Annotated in this window: 14 protein-coding genes; 9 read left to right on the forward strand and 5 right to left on the reverse strand. The window is 69.2% G+C overall.

Translation table 11 applies throughout. The features are described 5' to 3' along the window. The first annotated feature begins 1 nt into the window (after position 1). From FIU83_RS10420 to FIU83_RS10440, 5 genes are all read left to right on the forward strand, one after another. Positions 2 to 1,243: an FAD-dependent oxidoreductase gene (locus FIU83_RS10420; protein ID WP_152483992.1), complete on the forward strand. Its 1,242-nt coding sequence runs from the start codon at positions 2 to 4 to the stop codon at positions 1,241 to 1,243. Positions 1,244 to 1,276: 33 nt separating this feature from the next. Beyond that, on the forward strand, positions 1,277 to 1,573 hold the full coding sequence (locus FIU83_RS10425; RefSeq protein WP_152483993.1) for a sarcosine oxidase subunit delta: 297 nt from the start codon (positions 1,277 to 1,279) through the stop codon (positions 1,571 to 1,573). Further along, entirely contained in the window at positions 1,570 to 4,524 is a 2,955-nt protein-coding gene (locus tag FIU83_RS10430) for a 2Fe-2S iron-sulfur cluster-binding protein (protein ID WP_152483994.1), read from the forward strand. The genes FIU83_RS10425 and FIU83_RS10430 overlap by 4 nt, the downstream gene beginning before the upstream one ends. A gap of 1 nt (position 4,525) precedes the next feature. Next, positions 4,526 to 5,221, forward strand: a complete 696-nt coding sequence (locus FIU83_RS10435) for a sarcosine oxidase (RefSeq protein WP_152483995.1) — start codon at positions 4,526 to 4,528, stop codon at positions 5,219 to 5,221. A gap of 246 nt (positions 5,222 to 5,467) precedes the next feature. After that, positions 5,468 to 6,085 (forward strand): helix-turn-helix domain-containing protein, encoded by a 618-nt coding sequence (locus FIU83_RS10440; protein WP_152483996.1) that lies wholly within the window; start codon positions 5,468 to 5,470, stop codon positions 6,083 to 6,085. Positions 6,086 to 6,189: 104 nt separating this feature from the next. Here FIU83_RS10440 and FIU83_RS10445 read toward each other — a convergent pair whose 3' ends face one another. The 3 genes from FIU83_RS10445 to gcvT form a co-directional block, all read right to left on the reverse strand. After that, a complete protein-coding gene (locus FIU83_RS10445; protein ID WP_152483997.1) occupies positions 6,190 to 8,565 on the reverse strand; it encodes a DNA polymerase II in 2,376 nt (791 codons plus the stop codon). 198 nt (positions 8,566 to 8,763) lie between these two features. Then, positions 8,764 to 10,026: a serine hydroxymethyltransferase gene (gene glyA, locus FIU83_RS10450; protein WP_152483998.1), complete on the reverse strand. Its 1,263-nt coding sequence runs from the start codon at positions 10,024 to 10,026 to the stop codon at positions 8,764 to 8,766. 93 nt (positions 10,027 to 10,119) lie between these two features. After that, positions 10,120 to 11,235, reverse strand: coding sequence for a glycine cleavage system aminomethyltransferase GcvT (gene gcvT / locus FIU83_RS10455; protein WP_152483999.1), 1,116 nt, complete (start codon positions 11,233 to 11,235; stop codon positions 10,120 to 10,122). A gap of 358 nt (positions 11,236 to 11,593) precedes the next feature. Here gcvT and gcvH point away from each other — a divergent pair, with 358 nt between their 5' ends. Together gcvH and gcvP are read left to right on the forward strand one after the other, a co-directional pair. After that, on the forward strand, positions 11,594 to 11,983 hold the full coding sequence (gcvH, locus tag FIU83_RS10460; RefSeq protein ID WP_152484000.1) for a glycine cleavage system protein GcvH: 390 nt from the start codon (positions 11,594 to 11,596) through the stop codon (positions 11,981 to 11,983). Between the two features lie 122 nt (positions 11,984 to 12,105). Then, positions 12,106 to 15,000, forward strand: coding sequence for an aminomethyl-transferring glycine dehydrogenase (gene gcvP, locus FIU83_RS10465; RefSeq protein WP_152484001.1), 2,895 nt, complete (start codon positions 12,106 to 12,108; stop codon positions 14,998 to 15,000). Between the two features lie 96 nt (positions 15,001 to 15,096). Here the strand turns inward: gcvP and FIU83_RS10470 are convergent, their stop codons facing one another. Beyond that, on the reverse strand, positions 15,097 to 16,020 hold the full coding sequence (locus FIU83_RS10470; RefSeq protein WP_152484002.1) for a LysR family transcriptional regulator: 924 nt from the start codon (positions 16,018 to 16,020) through the stop codon (positions 15,097 to 15,099). A 166-nt stretch (positions 16,021 to 16,186) separates the two neighbouring features. On the opposite strand from FIU83_RS10470, the gene FIU83_RS10475 reads away from it, so the two are divergent. Both FIU83_RS10475 and FIU83_RS10480 read left to right on the forward strand, forming a co-directional pair. Then, positions 16,187 to 16,672: a DoxX family protein gene (locus FIU83_RS10475; protein WP_152484003.1), complete on the forward strand. Its 486-nt coding sequence runs from the start codon at positions 16,187 to 16,189 to the stop codon at positions 16,670 to 16,672. Between the two features lie 45 nt (positions 16,673 to 16,717). Next, positions 16,718 to 17,524, forward strand: coding sequence for a class III extradiol ring-cleavage dioxygenase (locus FIU83_RS10480; RefSeq protein ID WP_152484004.1), 807 nt, complete (start codon positions 16,718 to 16,720; stop codon positions 17,522 to 17,524). 7 nt (positions 17,525 to 17,531) lie between these two features. Here FIU83_RS10480 and FIU83_RS10485 read toward each other — a convergent pair whose 3' ends face one another. Then, entirely contained in the window at positions 17,532 to 18,293 is a 762-nt protein-coding gene (locus tag FIU83_RS10485; RefSeq protein WP_152484005.1) for a metallophosphoesterase, read from the reverse strand. Positions 18,294 to 18,856 lie beyond the last annotated feature (563 nt).

Consider the following 18,856-nt stretch of genomic DNA (forward strand, 5'->3'; position numbering starts at 1 on the left):
CATGCCTTTTGCCTTACTGAAATACGGCCTGTCGTCCGAGTACCCCGCGGAGGTGGATCTGCCCCCGCCCACGGAGCTCAAGGCCAGCTACGACGTGGTGATCATCGGCGGTGGCGGTCATGGCCTGGCCATCGCCTACTACCTGGCCAAGTACCACGGCGTCACCAACGTCGCGGTGCTGGAGAAGGCCTACCTGGGCGGCGGCAACACGGCCCGCAACACCGCGGTGATCCGCTCCAACTACCTGACCTCGGAGGGCGTCCGCTTCTATTCCGCCTCGGTGAAGCTGTTCCAGAACCTGTCCAACGAGTTCGACTTCAACATCATGTATTCGGAGCGCGGCCAGCTGACGCTGGCCCATACCGATGCCACGGTGCGCGCCTTCCGCCAGCGGGCCGAGGTCAACAAGCACTTCGGCGGCCGCACCGAGATGATCGATCGCCAGCAGATCGCCGAGCTGGTCCCCAGCCTCAACCTCGACCCGGGCCACCTGCCGGTGCTGGAGGGCCTGTGGCACCGCGACGGCGCCACCGCCCGCCACGACGCCGTGGCCTGGGGCTACGCCAAGGAGGCGGCCAAGCGCGGCGTCGAGATCCACCAGCTGACCGAGGTGCAGGACTTGATCGTCGAGGACGGCCGCCTCACCGGCGTCAAGACCAACCGCGGCACGGTGCGCTGCGGCTGCGCCGTGCAGGCGGTGGCCGGCCACAGCTCGGTGCTAGCCGCCAAGGCCGGCTTTCGCCTGCCGATCGTCTCCTATCCGCTGCAGGCCATGGTCACCCAGCCGATCAAGCCGTTTCTCGATCCGCTGGTCAGCTCCTCGGCGATGCACTGCTACGTCCAGCAGACCAGTCGCGGCGAGGTGGTGTTCGGCGGCGGCTCGGACCCCTACCCCCTCTACAACACCCGCTCCACCCTGGAGCTGAAGGAGAGCCTGATCGCCAGCGGCCTCGAGATGTTCCCCTTCCTGGCCAAGGCCAAGCTGATGCGCCAGTGGGGCGGGATCACCGACATGACCCCGGACTACAGCCCGATCATGGGCGAGAGCCCGGTCGAGAACTACTACCTGGATGCCGGCTGGGGCACCTGGGGCTTCAAGGCGACCCCGATCTGCGGCAAGACCATGGCGCAGCTGGTCGCCAGCGGCGGCCAGGTACCCGACCTGATCCGCCCCTTTAGCCTGGCGCGCTTCGCCAACTTCGAGCAGGTCAACGAGATGGGCGCCACCGCGGCCAGCCACTGAGAACCGTCACCGCAAGATCAGGGGCAAGACACCATGAAGATCCTGAACTGCCCGCTCAACGGGCCCCGCAACATCAGTGAATTCGTCTACGGCGGGGAGCTCAAGACGATGCCCGACCCCGCCACCTGCAGCGACCGCGAGTGGGCGGAGCACGTCTTCTATCACGACAACCAGCCGGGAATGATCACCGAGTGGTGGTTCCACACCGCCAGCGGCTACTGGTTCCTGGCCGAGCGCCACCTGCTGACCGATGAGGTGCAGCGCACCTTCGATCCCGGCGAGCTGTTCCGGCAGCGCATCGAGTTTTCCCGCGAGGAGTCTGCCTCATGACCCGTTACGAACCCCTGGATGACGCGGCCAGCGCCGTGTCCTCGCGCCTGCCCGCCCCGCTGGGCAGCCTGATCGATCGCGAGCGCCCGATGCGCTTCACCTTCGAGGGCCAGTCCTATCAGGGCTTCGCCGGCGACAGCATCGCCAGCGCCCTGGCCGCCCACGGCCGCCTGCTGCTGTCGCGCTCGTTCAAGTATCACCGCCCCCGTGGCGCCCTGACCCTGGCCGGCCAGGACGCCAACACCCTGGTGCAGCTGCCCGACGAGCCCAATGTGCTGGCCGATACCCGGCGCCTCGAGGACGGTCTCACGGTCACCGGCCAGAACTACTCCGGCAGCCTGGACCAGGACCGCGACATGGCGCTGGGCAAGTTCTCCCGATTCATGCCGGTAGGCTTCTACTACCGCACCTTCTACAAGCCCCGGGGCGTGTGGAAAGTCTGGGAGCCGCTGATCCGCCGCAAGGCCGGCCTCGGCGAGCTCGACCTGGCGGCCCGCGGCCACTACCACGACAAGGCCTACCTGTTCACCGAGGTGATGGTGGTGGGCGGCGGCCCCGCCGGGCTGGCGGCCGCACTCACCGCCGCCGAGGGCGGCGCCCGGGTGCTGCTGGTCGACGACCAGCCGCGCCTCGGCGGCGCCCTGACCTACGCCCGCTTCGACATCGACGGCACCCGCGGCGAGGCGCTGCGCGACGAGCTGGTCACGGCCGTGGAGCGCCATCCCGGCATCCGGGTGCTTAGCAACGCCACCTGCAACGGCTGGTTCCCCGACAACTACCTGCCGGTGATCCAGGGCCGGCGGATGTTCAAGGTGCGCGCCCGCGAGTGCATCGTCGCCTCGGGCAGCTTCGACCAGCCGGTGATCTTCCGTAACAACGACCTGCCCGGCGTCATGCTGGCCAGCGCCGCCCAGCGGCTGATCCGCCACTATGCGATCAAGCCGGGCCAGCGCGCAGTGATGCTCACCGGCAACGACGACGGCTACCTGGCGGCGCTGGATCTCCATGCCCAGGGCGTCGAGGTCGCCGCCCTGGCGGACCTGCGCGCCCAGGCCGATGACCCCGAGCTGGCCCGGGCACTTGAAGCCGCCGGCATCCCGCTACATCTCGGTCATACCGTCTTCGAGGCCCGCCACGACAAGTCCCTGCATCGGGTGACCGGCGTCGAGCTGCGCGCCATCACCGGCCAGGGCGAGGTGGCCGAGCAGGGGACGACGCTTTCCTGCGACCTGCTGTGCATGACCGCCGGCTACATGCCCGCCTATCAGCTGCTGTGCCAGGCCGGCGGCAAGCTCAGCTACGACGACGCGGTGGCCGAGTTCACGATCAGCGGCCTGCCCAAGCACCTGCGCATCGCCGGATCGGTGAACGGCCTGCACGACCTCGAGCAGGTGCGCGGGGACGGCATCCGGGCCGCCGCCGAGGCGCTGCGCGCCCTGGGACGCGAGGCCCCGACGCCCGCCGCCTCGAGCGCCCCATCCGGGACAAGGCAGGTCAATCACCCCTGGCCGATCTTCCCCCATCCCAAGGGCAAGGCCTTCGTCGACTTCGACGAGGATCTGCAGATCGAGGACATCATCAACGCCACCCGCCACGGCTATCGCGACGTGCAGCTGGTCAAGCGCTTCTCGACGGTCGGCATGGGGCCCTCCCAGGGCCGTCATTCGGCACTGCCCACCGCGCGCCTGGTCGCCCAGGCCACCGGGCGCAGCGTCGGCGAGACCGGGGTGACCACGGCCCGGCCGCCCTTCACCGCCGAGACCCTGGCACACCTGGCCGGCCGCGGCTTCGATCCCTACCGTCTGACGCCGATGCAGCGCCGCCATGTGGAACTCGGCGCGCAGATGATGCCCGCCGGCAACTGGCAGCGTCCGGCCTTCTATCCGGCCACCGATGGCCAGCTTGACCGCACCCGCTGCATGCAGGAGGAGGCCCGCCACGTGCGCGAAGCGGTGGGGATGATCGACGTCTCGACCCTGGGTGGCCTCGAGATCCGCGGCCCGGATGCCGCCGAGTTCGTCAATCGCCTCTACACCTTCGGCTTCCTCAAGCAGCCGGTGGGCCGCACCCGCTACGCGCCCATGACCAACGAGCAGGGCGTGGTGATCGACGACGGCGTGTCGTGCCGCCTGGCCGAGGACCATTTCTACGTCACCGCCACCACCAGCGGCGTCACCAACGTCCATCGCAGCATGCTGCAGTGGAACGCCCAGTGGCGCCTGGACGTGGACATCGCCAACGTCACCTCGGCCTTCGCCGCGGTCAACGTCGCCGGCCCCCGGGCCCGCCAGGTCCTCGAGCAGCTGTGCGACGACATCGACCTCTCGGCCGAGGCCTTCCCCTACCTGGAGTTGCGCACCGGTCACGTCGCCGACATGCCGGCGCGGCTGCTGCGGGTCGGCTTCGTCGGCGAGCTGGGCTACGAGATCCACGTGCCGTCGCGCTACGGCGAGGCCCTCTGGGACCGGCTGATGGACGCCGGCGCCGCCTTCGGCCTGCGGCCGTTCGGCGTCGAGGCCCAGCGCCTGCTGCGCCTGGAGAAGGGGCACGTGATCATCGGCCAGGACACTGACGGCATGAGCCACCCGGAGGAGATCGGGCTGGGCTGGGCGGTGAATCGCAAGAAGCCGTTCTTCGTCGGCCACCGCGCCGTCGACATCCTCGCCGCCCAGCCGCCCAAGCGCCGGCTGGTGGGCTTCCGGCTGCCCGCCTCCAGCCCTCGGCCTCGAGAGGGGCATCTGGTGCTGGAGGGCGACACCATCACCGGCAACATCACCTCCTGCGAGCCCTCGCCGACCCTCGGCGCCATCATCGGCCTGGCCTACACCGCTCCGGACAAGGCCACCCCGGGCAGCCGGATCACCATTCGCGTCGACGCTGGCCAGGAGGTGACCGCCGAGGTGGTCGCGCTGCCGTTCTACGACCCCGACAACGCCCGACAGGAGCTCTGACATGGCGACCCGCAACGATCCGCTTCCCCTGGCGAGGACCCCGCTCCACGCCCTGCATGTCCAGGCGCCCGACTGCACCTGGGTCACCCTGGGGGACGGCGCGACCCCCGCCCGCCTGGCCGAGGCCGGCACGGAAACGTCCCGTCTGGCCCGCTGCGGCCTGATCGACCTCTCGGCCCTGGCGCGCACGGGCGTGCGCGGGCCGGCGGCCGCCGACACACTGCGCGAGCAGGGCTACCGGCTCCCCGAGGCGCCCAATCGCTGCCAGGCACAGCCCGACGGGCGACGGGTGGTGCGGCTCTCCGCCACCGAGTACCTGCTGCTGGCCGACCCGCAGGCGACGGACGCGACGCCGGCCCTTGCTCCGGACGAGGCCCCGGGCTGCTATGGGCTACCCCGCCAGGACAGCCATGCCTGGCTGGCGCTGACCGGCGAGCACGCAGCCGCGGTGATGGCCAAGCTGTGCGCGGTCGACCTCGCCGACGACGCCTTCACCGAGGGCCAGGTCGCCCAGACCTCGGTCGCCCGGGTCGATGCCATCGTCATCCGCGATCGCCTGGACACGACACCCTGCCTGCACCTGCTGGTGGACAGTGCCGCCACCGACTACCTGTGGTCCGCGCTGCTGGATGCCATGCAGGAGTTCGACGGCGGTCCCCTGGGCATCGCCGAGCTACTCCCACCGACCCCGGGCTGACAGCCCCCTTCCGGGCCAGGCACGGCTCTGGCCCGGAACGCCCCTGTCCGCTTCCCCCCTGTCCGTTTCGCCCCTGTCCGCCTCGCCCATGGCACGGTTCACCGCACCCAGCCGTCGGGAGGGCGCAAGATCTCACCACGGCGACCCGCACGGTGCCCAGCGCCCTTCCTTGACGCGAGGTCCCGCTCCCGACGCTCCTCTGGCACAATTGGGTATCGTCCAGCCGTCGATGAGGCCTTTACCGCCATGAGCGATTCCGTCACAACCGACAAGAACGAAACGCATCTGCGTCTGGAGCAGCATATCGCCCGGGCCTTGAAACAGAAACGCCTGTCCCAGGGCTACAAGATCTCCGACGTGGCGCGTATCGCCGGGCTGAGCCAGGGCATGATCAGTAAGGTCGAAAACGCCCAGGTCTCGACGAGCCTCGACACCCTGAGCCGGCTGTGCAACGCCATCGATCTGCCGATCTCGAAGCTGTTCAGCGATTACGATCGGGTTGGACGCGGTGCCCAGCACATCAAGGCCGGGGAAGGCATGGAGGTGGTACGCACCGGCACCGAGGTCGGCCATACCTACCAGTTGCTGAGTTACCGCCAGGGGCCCAAGAAGCGTTACGAACCCTTCCTGATCACCATGGACGACGCCAGCGAGGTGTTCCCTAACTTCTGCCACGCCGGCCACGAGTTCATTTACCTGCTGAAAGGGCGACTGACCTACCGGCATGGCGAGCAGTTTTACGAGATGGCCCCCGGCGACAGCCTGGCCTTCGATGCGGCAGTGCCCCATGGCCCGGAAAAACTGCACGAAGTGCCGCTACAGCTGCTGTCGATCATCCACTACGACGACGAGGAACAGGGGTGAGTCCCCGAGCAGGCCTGACCCTTTCCGTGACACCCAGTGGATGCACGCGCCTCGAGGTGACGGGTGACGGGTGACGGGCGACGGACCGCACCCCGCTCGACGGCTCAGAACAGCCCCAGCTGGCGGTCGATCAGCGCCGTGAAGTCGTCGCCCACGAAGGGCAAGATGGCATCGGCCACCGGCTGGAGCTGGCGGGTCAGGTAGTGGTCGGCGTCGATCGCCGCCTGCCGACGCTCCAGGGGCTCCGGCCCGGCCACCGTCATCACGTAGCGGATCCAGCCCCCCTGCTGGTACTGGCGCGGGCGACCCAGCCGGTCGTTGTGCTCGTCGGCGAGCCGGGCGGCGCGCACGTGGGGCGGCACGTTGCGCCGGTAGTCGTCGAGGCGTCGGCGCAGCCGCTTGCGATAGATCAGCCGCGCGTCCTCCTCGCCGGCCCGGACCCGCGCCAGGAAGTCGCCGACGAAGTCCCGCACGTAGTCCCGCCACGGCTCCCCGGCGAAGACGCGTCGGTAGAGCTCCTGCTGGAACTCCTTGGCGAGCTCGGTCCAGTCGCTGCGCACCGTCTCAAGCCCCTTGAAGACCAGCCGCTCCTCCCCCGCCGCGTCGCGCACGAGCCCGGCATAGCGCTTCTTGCTGCCCGCCTCGGCACCGCGGATGGTGGGCATCAAAAAACGCCGGTAGTGGGTCTCGAACTGCAGCTCCAGGGCGCTTGTCAGGCCGTACTCGACGGCCAGGTGCTCGCGCCACCAGGCGTTGACCCGCGCCACCAGGCGCCGGCCGATCGCCGCCGCCTCGGCCTCCGGATGCGCGCGGCCGAGCCAGACGAAGGTGGAATCGGTGTCGCCGTAGATAACGGTATACCCCTCGGCCTCTATCAGCTCCCGGGTGCGATGCATGATGGCGTGGCCGCGCATGGTGATCGACGAGGCCAGGCGCGCGTCGAAGAAGCGGCAACCCTTCGAGCCCAGCACCCCGTAGAAGCTGTTCATGATGATCTTGAGCGCCTGGGCGAGCGGCGCGTTGCCGGCCCGCTTGGCGGCCTCGCGCCCCTCCCCGACCCGCGCCACGATGCCCGGCAGGGCGTGGCGGGTGCGCGAGAAGCGCGCGCCCAGGTAGCCCGGTACCGAGGCGTCGTCGGTGGGCTCGGCCAGCCCCGCGACGAGCCCCGCCGGGTCGATCAGGAAGCTCTGGATGATCGACGGATAGAGGCTCTTGAAGTCGAGCACCAGCACCGAGTCGTAGAGGCCGGGCCGCGAGTCCATCACGAAGCCGCCGGGGCTCTCGGCGGCCTCCCCCGTGCCGAGGTTGGGCGCCACCAGGCCCAGCCGGTGCAGTCGCGGCAGGTAGAGGTGGGTGAAGGCCGCCACCGAGCCGCCGCTGCGATCGGCGGCGAGCCCGGTGACGCTGGCCCGCTCCAGCAGGAAGGCGAAGAGCTCGGTGTGCGCGAAGATCCGCGTCACCAGCTCGCAGTCCTTGAGGTTGTAGCGGGCCAGCGCCGGCTTGTCCTCGGCGAAGCGGCGCAGGATCTCGTCGAGGCGCTGGTAGGGCGTCTCGATCGCCTTGCCCTCGCCGAGCAGGGTCTGCGCCACGTGCTCGAGGCTGAAGGAGGGGAAGTGCCAGGTGGCGGAGCGCAGCGCCTCGATGCCGTCGATGATCAGCCGGCCCGCCGCCGAGGCGACGTAGCGGTTGGCCTCGCGACCGTGGGCCCGCCACTCCATCTCGGCGCCGCCGCGGCCCAGCCGCAGCGGCACGCCGAGTCGGCGGGCGTGCTCGTGGAGCAGGCGCAGGTCGAACTGCACCAGGTTCCAGCCGATGATGGCGTCCGGGTCATGGGTCGCGATCCAGGCGTTGAGCGCCTCGATCAGCCCCGCGCGGCTCTCGCAGTAGTCGAGGCGGAAGTCGAGATCAAAGGCCTCGCCGTTGGGGGGGCCCAGCATGAACACCTGGCGCTGCCCGCAGCCCTCGAGCGCGATCGAGTAGAGCTCGCCCCGGGCGCTGGTTTCGATGTCCAGCGACACCGGACGCAGCCGGGGGCGGTAGTCCGGCGCGGGCGCAAGCCGCGCCGCGACCAGGCGGCCCTCGCCGTCGGGCGTGCCGGTTACCGCCACCGGCGCGGTGATGAAGCGCTCCATCAGGTAGCGCTCCGGCGGGCGGATATCGGCCTCGTAGAGCGTCACGCCGGCCTCATGGAGACGGCGCTCGAGCTGCCCCAGCCGGCGCTGCTCCCGGCAGTAGAGGCCCAGCACCGGGCGGTGCTGGAAGTCGCGCAGCGCCAGTTCACGAAGCGTGACGCCCGGCTCGCCGGAGAGCACCGCCTCGGCGCGCTCACGCTGCTCGGCCGGCAGGAAGGCCACCGAGGGCCGGGGCGCCAGGCGCACCTCGAGCGGCCCCTCGTCGGTGGCGAGCCAGAACGCGACCTCGACGCCCTGGGGCGTCTCCCGCCAGTGCCGGGTGAGGATGAATCCCTGCCGTGATACCACCGCTGCTCCTGTCCGTCGGTGCCGGTGCCGCGCCCTGCGCAACGGCAGGGAGCGGCGTGAGGCCGTCATCTTACCGCCGACGGCGGCACCACACACCACGCGAAGAGGCGGGCCCCAGGGGACCCGCCTCGTTCTTTGGCTGGAGTGCCGGCGACATCGGCCGGGGCCTTTCCGCGCCCTTGGCCGACGCCTCCATTCCTAGGCGTAGACGGGATGGGCCCGGCAGAGCGCTGCGGCCTGATCGCGCACGGTCTCTTCGATGGCGGAGGTGTCGTCGCCGGCCGCCAGCACATCCAGCACGTCGCAGATCCAGCCCGCCAGGCGCTCGCACTCCTCGACGCCGAAGCCGCGGGTGGTCACCGCCGGGGTGCCCAGGCGCAGGCCGGAGGTGACGAAGGGGCTCTGCGGGTCGTTGGGCACGGCGTTCTTGTTGACGGTGATATGGGCGCGCCCCAGGGCCGCGTCGGCGTCCTTGCCGGTCACGCCCTGCTTGATCAGCGAGACCAGGAACAGATGATCGTCGGTGCCGTCGGAGACCACCTCGTAGCCCCGCGCCATGAACACCCCGGCCATGGCCCGGGCGTTGTCGATCACCCGCCGCTGGTACTGCACGAACTCCTGGCTCATCGCCTCCTTGAAGGCCACCGCCTTGGCGGCGATCACGTGCATCAGCGGACCGCCCTGCTGGCCCGGGAAGACCGCGCTATTGAGCTTCTTGTGGAGTGCCTCATCGGGGTGTGCCGAGAGGATCAGGCCGCCGCGGGGACCGCGCAGGGTCTTGTGGGTGGTGGTGGTCACCACGTGGGCGTGGGGCAGCGGGCTCGGGTAGTGCCCGGCCGCGACGAGCCCGGCCACGTGGGCCATGTCGACCAGCAGCCAGGCGCCTACGGCGTCGGCGATGGCACGGAAGCGCCGCCAGTCGACCACCCGGGCATAGGCCGAGAAGCCGGCGATGATCAGCTTGGGCTGGTGCTCACGAGCCAAGCGCTCGACCTCGTCGTAGTCGATCTCGCCGGTCTCGACGTTCAGGCCGTACTGCACGGCGTGGTAGTGCTTGCCGGAGAAGTTGGGGGCCGCGCCGTGGGTCAGGTGGCCGCCGTGGTCGAGGCTCATCCCGAGGATGGTGTCGCCGGGCTTGACCAGCGCCATGAAGGCCGCGGCATTGGCCTGGGCGCCGGAATGGGGCTGGACGTTGGCATAGTCGGCGCCGAACAGGTCGCAGGCGCGCTGGATGGCCAGCGCCTCCACCTTGTCCACGAACTCGCAGCCGCCGTAGTAGCGCTTGCCCGGATAGCCCTCGGCGTACTTGTTGGTCAGCTGGCTGCCCTGGGCCTCCATGACCGCGCGGCTCGCGTAGTTCTCGGAGGCGATCAGCTCGATGTGCGCCTCCTGGCGCCCCTCCTCTTCGCGAATCGCCCGCAGCAGATCCTGATCGGCTTCCTGCAGATGGGTGAACGACATGACGACATCCTCTTGATTGTTAGGGGTGGTGCCTCTGCATGCTCGCCGGGCGGGCCTCGGGGCCTCCCGGCGGACGGATCGTGGCCCGCGGCCTCACTTGCCGCGGTAGTAGCCCGGGGTGACGAAGGGGGTCTTGGTCACCACCATGGGCAGGCGCTTGCCCCGCACCTCGGCATAGACGGTGGTGCCGGGCTCGGCCAGGGCGACGGGCACGTAGCCCATGGCCACCGGCTGCCCCACCGTGGGGCCGAAGCCGCCGGAGGTGACCCGGCCGAGGGCGTTGCCCTCGCCGTCGAAGAGCTCGGTGCCCTCGCGCACCGGCGCGCGGCCCTCGCCGAGCAGGCCGACCCGCTTCTTGGCGTGGTCCTTGGACTCGACCTGGGCGAGGATCCGCTCGGCGCCGGGGAAGCCGCCCGGGCGCTCGCCGCCGTGGCGGCGCGGCTTGCCGATGGCCCAGATGAGCCCGCCCTCGACCGGCGTGGTGCCGGTGTCGATGTCGTGGCCGTAGAGGCAGAGCCCGGCCTCCAGGCGAAGGGAGTCGCGGGCCCCCAGGCCGATCGCCTCGACCTCCGGCTCCGCCAGCAGGCGGCGCGCCAGGGCCTCGCTCTGCTCGGCCGGCACCGAGATCTCGAAGCCGTCCTCGCCGGTATAGCCGCTGCGGCTGATCCACACCGGAATGCCGTCGATCTCGAAGTGGCCGTGCTGCATGAAGACCATCTCGCAGGCCGCGGGGCAGAGGCGCGCCATCACCTCGGCGGTCTTCGGGCCCTGCAGGGCCAGCAGGCCGCGATCGAGCTCCTCCACCTCGTAGCCCTCGGGCAGCCGCTGGCGCAGGTGGGCGATGTCCTCGGCCTTGCAGGCGGCATTGACCACCAGGTAGAGGTGATCGCCGTTGTTGACCACCATCAGGTCGTCGAGGATGCCCCCCTCCTCGGAGGTGAACAGCGCATAGCGCTGCATGCCGGCCGGCAGGCCGACCAGGTCGGCGGGCACCAGGGTCTCCAGCGCCTCGGCGGGCTGCGGGCCGCGCAGCAGCACCTGCCCCATGTGGGAGACATCGAACAGGCCGCTGGCACCGCGCGTGTGCTCATGCTCCTTCTTGACGCCCAGCGGGTACTGGACGGGCATCTCGTAGCCGGCGAAGGGCACCATCTTGGCCCCCAGCTCGACATGCAGGGCATACAGGGGGGTGTGCTTCATCTCGCTCATGGACCGCCTCGGATTGACGAAGAAAAGAGAGGTGTTCGATGCGACCGCCACCGATGGACGACCGCCCTTGCGTGCCCCAAGACTAGACGAAGTTTCTTAAAGGAAACAAGCGTCCGATGAGAGAAACACGCCACGCTGTTCGCCCCCCGGTCACGCGCCCGACGCGCCCCGGGGGCATCACCTCCTCTCTATCGCCATGAATATTCGAAATAAAATGCTGAGCAGCCCAGCTGCCGCCCACAATATATTCTATTTAACTATTATGATATTCCTAAAACTCCTTGCCAAAAGGTTGGCGCCCCGTCCCGGTTGTCCTAGGATCTCTCCACCGAAAACAATTTTCTTATAGGAAACACAGATGAGCTCAATCCCCGCCAACCTGCGCTACGCCGAAAGCCACGAGTGGGTCCTCGACAACGGCGACGGCAGCGTGACCATCGGCATCACCGACCACGCCCAGGAGGCGCTGGGCGACGTGGTCTTCGTCGAGCTGCCCGAGGTCGGCAAGACCCTCGCCGTCGGCGACGAGTTCGGCGTCATCGAGTCGGTCAAGGCCGCCTCCGACCTCTACGCGCCGCTCGCCGGCGAGGTCATCGCCGTCAACGAGGCCCTCGAGGACGCCCCGGAGACCGTCAACGAGGCGCCCTACGCCGACGGCTGGATCATGAAGGTACGCCTCGACGACGCCGCCGCCCTCGAATCGCTGCTCGACGCCGACGCCTACCAGGCCGTGGCCGCCGAGGACTGAGCCTCTCCCGGCGCCCTCCTCCGCCCACGCGGCCGGTGAGGAGCGCGCCACCCCGGCCCCGCCCGCGGGGCCGGCCTTCCATCGATTCCGGGGCGTTGCCCCCCACGCACATAGGGTGTTCCATGGCTTTCGACAACCGCCGTCTGGCCGATCTGGCCGCTCACGATGCCTTCCTCCAGCGCCACAACGGGCCCACCGCCGACGACGTCGCGGGCATGCTCGAGACGCTGGGCATGGCGAGCCTTCCCGCGCTGATGGAGGCCACCGTGCCCGCCGGCATTCGCCTGGGCCGTGAGCTGGACCTGGACCCGCCGAAGGGCGAGGCCGAGGCCCTGGACTACCTGCACCGCCTGGCGCGCCAGAACCGCGTGGCCAGGAGCTACATCGGCCAGGGCTACTACGACACCCACCTGCCGACGGTGATCCAGCGCAACGTGCTGGAGAACCCGGGCTGGTACACCGCCTACACGCCCTACCAGCCGGAGATCTCCCAGGGGCGCCTCGAGGGCCTGCTCAACTTCCAGCAGATGGTGATGGACCTCACCGGCATGGAGCTCGCCAACGCCTCGCTGCTCGACGAGGCGACCGCCGCCGCCGAGGCGATGGCGCTGTGCAAGCGCGCCAACAAGAAGGCCAGGAGCAATACCTTCTTCGTCGCCGAGGACGTCTTCCCGCAGACCCTGGACGTGGTGCGCACCCGGGCGGCCTGGTTCGGCTTCGACCTGGTGGTAGCCCCGGCCGACGAGCTCGCCGAGCACGACGTCTTCGGCGCCCTGCTGCAGTACCCCGGCGACGGCGGCCGGGTCCGCGACCTGGCGCCGCTGCTCGAGGCCGCCCGCGAGCGCGGCGTGATGACCTGCGTGGCGGCCGACATCATGGGCCTGGTGCTGCTCAAGGAGCCGGGCGCCCTGGGCGCCGACATGGTGGTCGGCAGCGCCCAGCGCTTCGGCGTGCCGATGGGCTTCGGCGGCCCCCACGCGGCCTTCTTCGCCACCACCGACAAGCTCAAGCGCTCGATCCCGGGGCGCATCATCGGCGTCTCCCAGGACAGCCGCGGCGCGACGGCGCTGCGCATGGCGATGCAGACCCGCGAGCAGCATATCCGCCGCGAGAAGGCGACCTCCAACATCTGCACCGCCCAGGCGCTGCTGGCCAACATCGCCGGCTTCTACGCCGTCTACCACGGCGCCGAGGGCCTCAGGACCATCGCCTCGCGCATCCATCGCCTGACGACGATCCTGGCCACCGGCCTCATGGCGAAGGGCGTGAGCCTGGCCCACGACAGCTGGTTCGACACCCTGCGCCTGACCGGCGTGGATGCCGGGCGCATCCACGGCCGCGCCATGGCCCACGACGTCAACCTGCGCTACTTCGCCAATGGCGACGTGGGGCTGAGCCTCGACGAGACCACCACCGCCCACGACCTGGACGTGCTGTTCGACGTGCTGCTCGACGAGGAGCATGGGCTCGGCGTGCGCGAGCTCGACGACCGGGTGCTCGCCGAGGGGCTCACCGGCATCCCGGCCGCCTGCGCCCGGGAGTCCGCGTTCCTGACCCACCCGACCTTCCAGCGCTACCGCAGCGAGACCGAGATGCTGCGCTACCTCAAGCGCCTGGAGAACAAGGATCTGTCGCTCGCCCACGCGATGATCCCGCTGGGCTCGTGCACCATGAAGCTCAACGCCACCAGCGAGATGATCCCCATCACCTGGCCGGAGTTCGCGCGCATCCACCCCTTCGCGCCCCGCGACCAGGTGGCCGGCTACCGCCAGATGATCGACGAGCTGGCCGCCTTCCTGGTCGAGGTGACCGGCTACGACCACATCTCCATGCAGCCCAACTCCGGCGCCCAGGGCGAGTACGCCGGGCTGGTGGCGATCCGCCGCTACCAGGCGGCCCAGGGCGAGGGCCACCGCGACGTCTGCCTGATCCCGAGCTCCGCCCACGGCACCAACCCCGCCTCCGCCGCCATGGCCAGCATGAAGGTGGTGGTCGTGGAGTGCGACGCCGACGGCAACGTCGACATCGACGACCTGGCCGCCAAGGCCGAACAGCACCGCGACGCCCTCTCGGCGATCATGATCACCTACCCCTCCACCCACGGGGTGTTCGAGGCCCACGTGCGCGAGGTGTGCGAGATCGTCCACGCCCACGGCGGCCAGGTCTACATCGACGGCGCCAACATGAACGCCCAGGTGGGCCTGACCCGCCCCGGCGACTTCGGCGGCGACGTCAGCCACCTCAACCTGCACAAGACCTTCTGCATCCCCCACGGCGGCGGCGGCCCGGGCATGGGCCCGATCGGCGTCAAGGCGCACCTCGCGCCCTACGTCTCGAACCACGCGGTGGTGCCGCTCGAGGGCGTCGAGGCGGGCTGTGGCGCGGTCTCGGCCGCCCCCTTCGGCTCGGCCTCGATCCTGCCAATCTCCTGGGCCTACATCAAGATGATGGGCGCGCGCGGCCTGCGCGAGGCCACCGAGCTCGCGATCCTCAACGCCAACTACATCGCCCAGCGCCTCGGCGCGCACTACCCGGTGCTCTACAAGGGCGCCAACGGTACCGTGGCCCACGAGTGCATCATCGACATCCGCCCGCTCAAGGCCGACTCCGGCATCAGCGAGGAGGACATCGCCAAGCGCCTGATGGACTACGGCTTCCACGCCCCGACCATGTCCTTCCCGGTGCCCGGCACGCTGATGATCGAGCCCACCGAGTCGGAGTCGCGCTACGAGATCGACCGCTTCTGCGACGCCATGATCGCGATCCGCGAGGAGATCGCCAGGGTCGAGGCCGGCGACTGGCCGGCGGACGACAACCCGCTGGTCAACGCCCCGCACACCCTGGCCGACCTGCGCGACGACGCCTGGGCGCGCCCCTACTCCCGGGAGCTCGGCGCCTTCCCCTCCGAGGCGACCCGGGCGGCCAAGTACTGGCCGGCGGTCAATCGCGTCGACAACGTCTTCGGCGACCGGCAGCTGATCTGCTCCTGCCCGAGCATCGACGAGTACCGCGAGTAAGCGACGCGAGTCAGCCGACGTGAGACGTGGCCCCACCCCGGGTCCCGCCGCTGGCGGGGCCCGGGGTGTCGCGTTAAGGGGAAGCGCTCTGCCGCCTCAGTCGAACCGGTCCCAGTAGGGGGGATCGCCGAAATAGCCCTCCAGGAAGTCGACGAAACAGCGCACCTTGCTCGCCAGGAGCTGGCGGTGGGCATAGACGGCGTAGAGCGACATCGGCCTGGGCTCGTGGTCCGGCAGCACGACCCGCAGCCTGCCGTCCTGCAGGGCGGGCCCGGCGATGAAGGTGGGCTGCAGGGCGATGCCGGCGCCGGCGATGGCCGACTCGACCAGCACGTCGCCGTTGTTGCAGACGAAATCGCCGCTGATCGGATCGCCGCCCCCAGCCGGACCACGGCCCGGCAACCAGCGAGAGAGCGAGTCGCCGGCCTCCTGCTCGGCATAGCTGTAGCGCAGGTAGCGATGGGCCTTGAGCTGCTCCGGACGCTCGGGGGTGCCGTGCTGCGTCAGGTAGGCGGGCGAGGCGCACATCACCAGGCGCACCGGCGCGATCCGCTTGGCGATCAGCGAGGAGCTCTTCAGGTGGCCGATGCGCAGCGCGATATCGAAGCCCTCCTCGACGATGTCGACCTTGCGGTCGTTCAGCTGCAGGTCGATGTCGACGCCGGGGTGGGCGCGCTGGAAGTCGCCGAGCAGCGGCGCCAGGTGGCGGGTCGCGAAGGAGACCGGTGCGCTGATCCTCAGCAGGCCCCGGGCCTGGGTCTGCAGGTCGCCGAGCTGGTGCTCCACGTCGTCGAGGTCGGCCAGGAGCTGCTGGGCCCGCGGGTGATAGCGCCTGCCCGCCTCGGTGAGGTGGAGCCTGCGGGTGGTGCGGTTGAGCAGGCGCACCCCCAGGTGTGCCTCGAGCTGGGCCACGTACTTGCTGACCAGCTGCGGCGACATCGCCAGGCGCTCGGCGGCGCGGGTGAAGCTGCCCTCACTGACCACGGTGATGAAGGCGCGCATGGCATCGAGTCGGTCCATCGGGGACTCCTGGCGGAGTGACACGCCGAATTATCAACATAGCATTGATGATCAGACAACACTTTCCGCCTTAGTCTTTCTTTCTGGTGATAGTAGAGTGGCGTCATCACCCGGGGGGAGCGCCCTCGGGACACCCTCTCCCCAAGAAAGCGTCGAGGTAACGATCATGAATAACCAACTCGTGAAGACCCTGCTCCACTCCCGCGGCGGCGTGGCCGCCTTGGTCCTGCGCGTCCCGGTCGGGCTGATCCTGGCCGCCCACGGCGCGCAGAAGCTGTTCGGCTGGTTCGGCGGCTACGGCCTGGAAGGCACCGCGCAGTGGCTGGCCAGCATCGGACTCGCCCCGGGCACCCTGATGGCGCTGCTGGCCGGCGGCGCCGAGTTCTTCGGCGGACTGGCGCTGGTGCTCGGCCTGCTGACCCGCCCGGCGGCGCTGGTATCGGCCTTCACGATGCTGGTGGCCATCTTCGCCGTGCATATCGACAACGGCCTGTTCATGGCCAACAACGGCTACGAGTATGCCCTGACCCTGTTCGCCGCCACGACGGCCCTGGCCATTCAGGGCGGCGGGCGCTTCGCGCTGGATTCCCTGCTGCTCGACCCGCTGGAGAAGGCCGCCGAGGGCCACAGCGCCGCGCCCGGCCGGTCATGACGGGCCGGTTCGACGAGATCCAAGGCAACCCCGGGAGCGAGCGCCATGACCCCCTCCACCGATGTCCTGTTCCTCTCCCATGGCGGCGGCCCCAGGCCGCTGCTGGGCGACCCCGGCCACCGTGAACTCGTCACGCGGCTCACCGAGATCGCGGGCCGGCTCCCCAGGCCCTCCGCCATACTGGTCATCAGCGCCCACTGGGAGGCGCCGGTGCCGACGATCACCGCCAGCGCCCGGCCAGGGCTGATCTATGACTACCACGGCTTTCCGCCCGAGGCCTACGCGATCGAATACCCCTGCCCCGGGGAGCCGGCGCTGGCGGCCCGGGTCCACCGGGCGCTCACGCAGGCCGGCCTCCCCGCCCGGCTCGACGACCGGCGGGGCTTCGACCACGGCGTGTTCGTCCCGCTCAAGCTGATGTATCCGGAGGCTGACATTCCCTGCGTGCAGCTCTCCCTGGTCGACAGCCTGGATGCCGCCACGCACCTGGCCATCGGCAAGGCGCTGCAGGCGCTCGACGTCGACGACCTGCTGGTGATCGGCTCCGGGTTCTCCTTCCATAACATGGGCGCTTTCTTTGCCCCCGACACCCCGGAGAGCCAGGCGCGCAACCTGGCCTTCGAGGACTGGCTCGAGGAGACCTGTGCCAGTTTGGAGATCGAGGAGGCGGAGCGCGCCGAGCGCCTGATCCACTGGGAGCGCGCCCCCCATGCCCGGTTCTGCCACCCCCGCGAGGAGCATCTGCTGCCGCTTCATGTCTGTGTCGGCCTGGCACAGCGGCCGAGCGACACCCATATCGCCGCCACCGTGCTCGGCAAGACCTCGGGGATGTTCCACTGGCGGCTGGCCTGAGCGCTTTCTAGACCTCGACCACGCACGCAGGGGCGAAGCGCGGCGGATTGAATTCGTTCGGGTAGCCGCCAGGGTTGGCCATCACGCGCGTGCCTTTCACCCGCAGGTCGACCGGCTCATGCACATGCCCGTGGAGCCAGAGATCCATGCGTCCCATCAGCGACTCGAGGTCGGACGCGAAGGCCGGCGACAGCGGATCGCCTCGATAGCACGGCGGAATGCACGCGCCCAGCGGCGCATGGTGGCTGATCACCACCCGCGGCCCCTCCCAGGGCCGGGCCAGTTCGTTCGCGAGCCAGGCCAGGGACTCGGCATGCAGGCGCCGGCTCTCCGCCGGGGTGAAGAGCTCGCCCACCGGCTGCTCGATGCGCCGAAAATCCAGCATCACCCGCCGGGCGGCCTGCTCGCAGCCGTGGACGTCGAGCTCGGGCGTTCCGGCGTAGAGGGCGAAATCGGTCCAGAGCGTCAGACCATGGAAGCGCACGCCGCCCAGGGTGAGCGTGCGGTTATCCAGCAGGTGGATCCCGAGCCGCTCGGCCTCGTCGGCCAGGGTGTCACGCAGGGCCGGCATGACGCCGCCGTAGTACTCGTGATTGCCGGGCACATAGAGGATCGGCAGGCCCGCGAAGCGCTCGGCCGCCCAGGCGAGGCCCCGGCAGCCGATGTGAATGTCGCCGGCCAGCACCACGGCATCGGCATCGACCCACGGCAGGTCGCGCCCCTCGGCAAAGTGTTCGAGATGCAGATCGGACAGGATCCGGAGTCGCATGCCTGTTCTCCCGGCGGCTAGACATCGGCCCGCGCACGCGTGGCCGGACAGGCCTCCCACCCTAGACGAGCCCCGTCGAGACGTCCAAGCGGCCGCGCAGGCCGCGCCGAGCCGTGCCCACTTGATGGAAAAGCCTTCCATTGTTGTTGCTTGCAAAAGCCTACATAGGAATAAATGAAAAATCAGTGGGTTACCGAATTTTTTTCGCTATAAAAATGCATATAATAGAGGCATAAAACTGCATAATTTAGTCAACGAGGCACTTGGCCAAACAACTGCGAAGTAATATTACAAAAAACCCACCAAAGCTGGTGGGTTGAAGCTACCTATACGGTAGTTGTACGCGGCTTGGCTTTATCGGCCTAGGACTGATATTTTTGGCTGCCTGTCCGGCAGTTCACGACCTCAAGCCACTCGGGGCGGGGTTCGATTGGTTTTTGGCTGCCTGTCCGGCAGTTGACTACGAAGCAATACTTTAAAAATTTTTTCAATCAAAATCTTACCCATTGTTTCATGCCCCACACCCCTATTACAATAGCGCTCATACCAAATGAAATAAACAG

Source organism: Halomonas sp. THAF5a (assembly GCF_009363755.1).
Lineage (GTDB): Bacteria > Pseudomonadota > Gammaproteobacteria > Pseudomonadales > Halomonadaceae > Halomonas.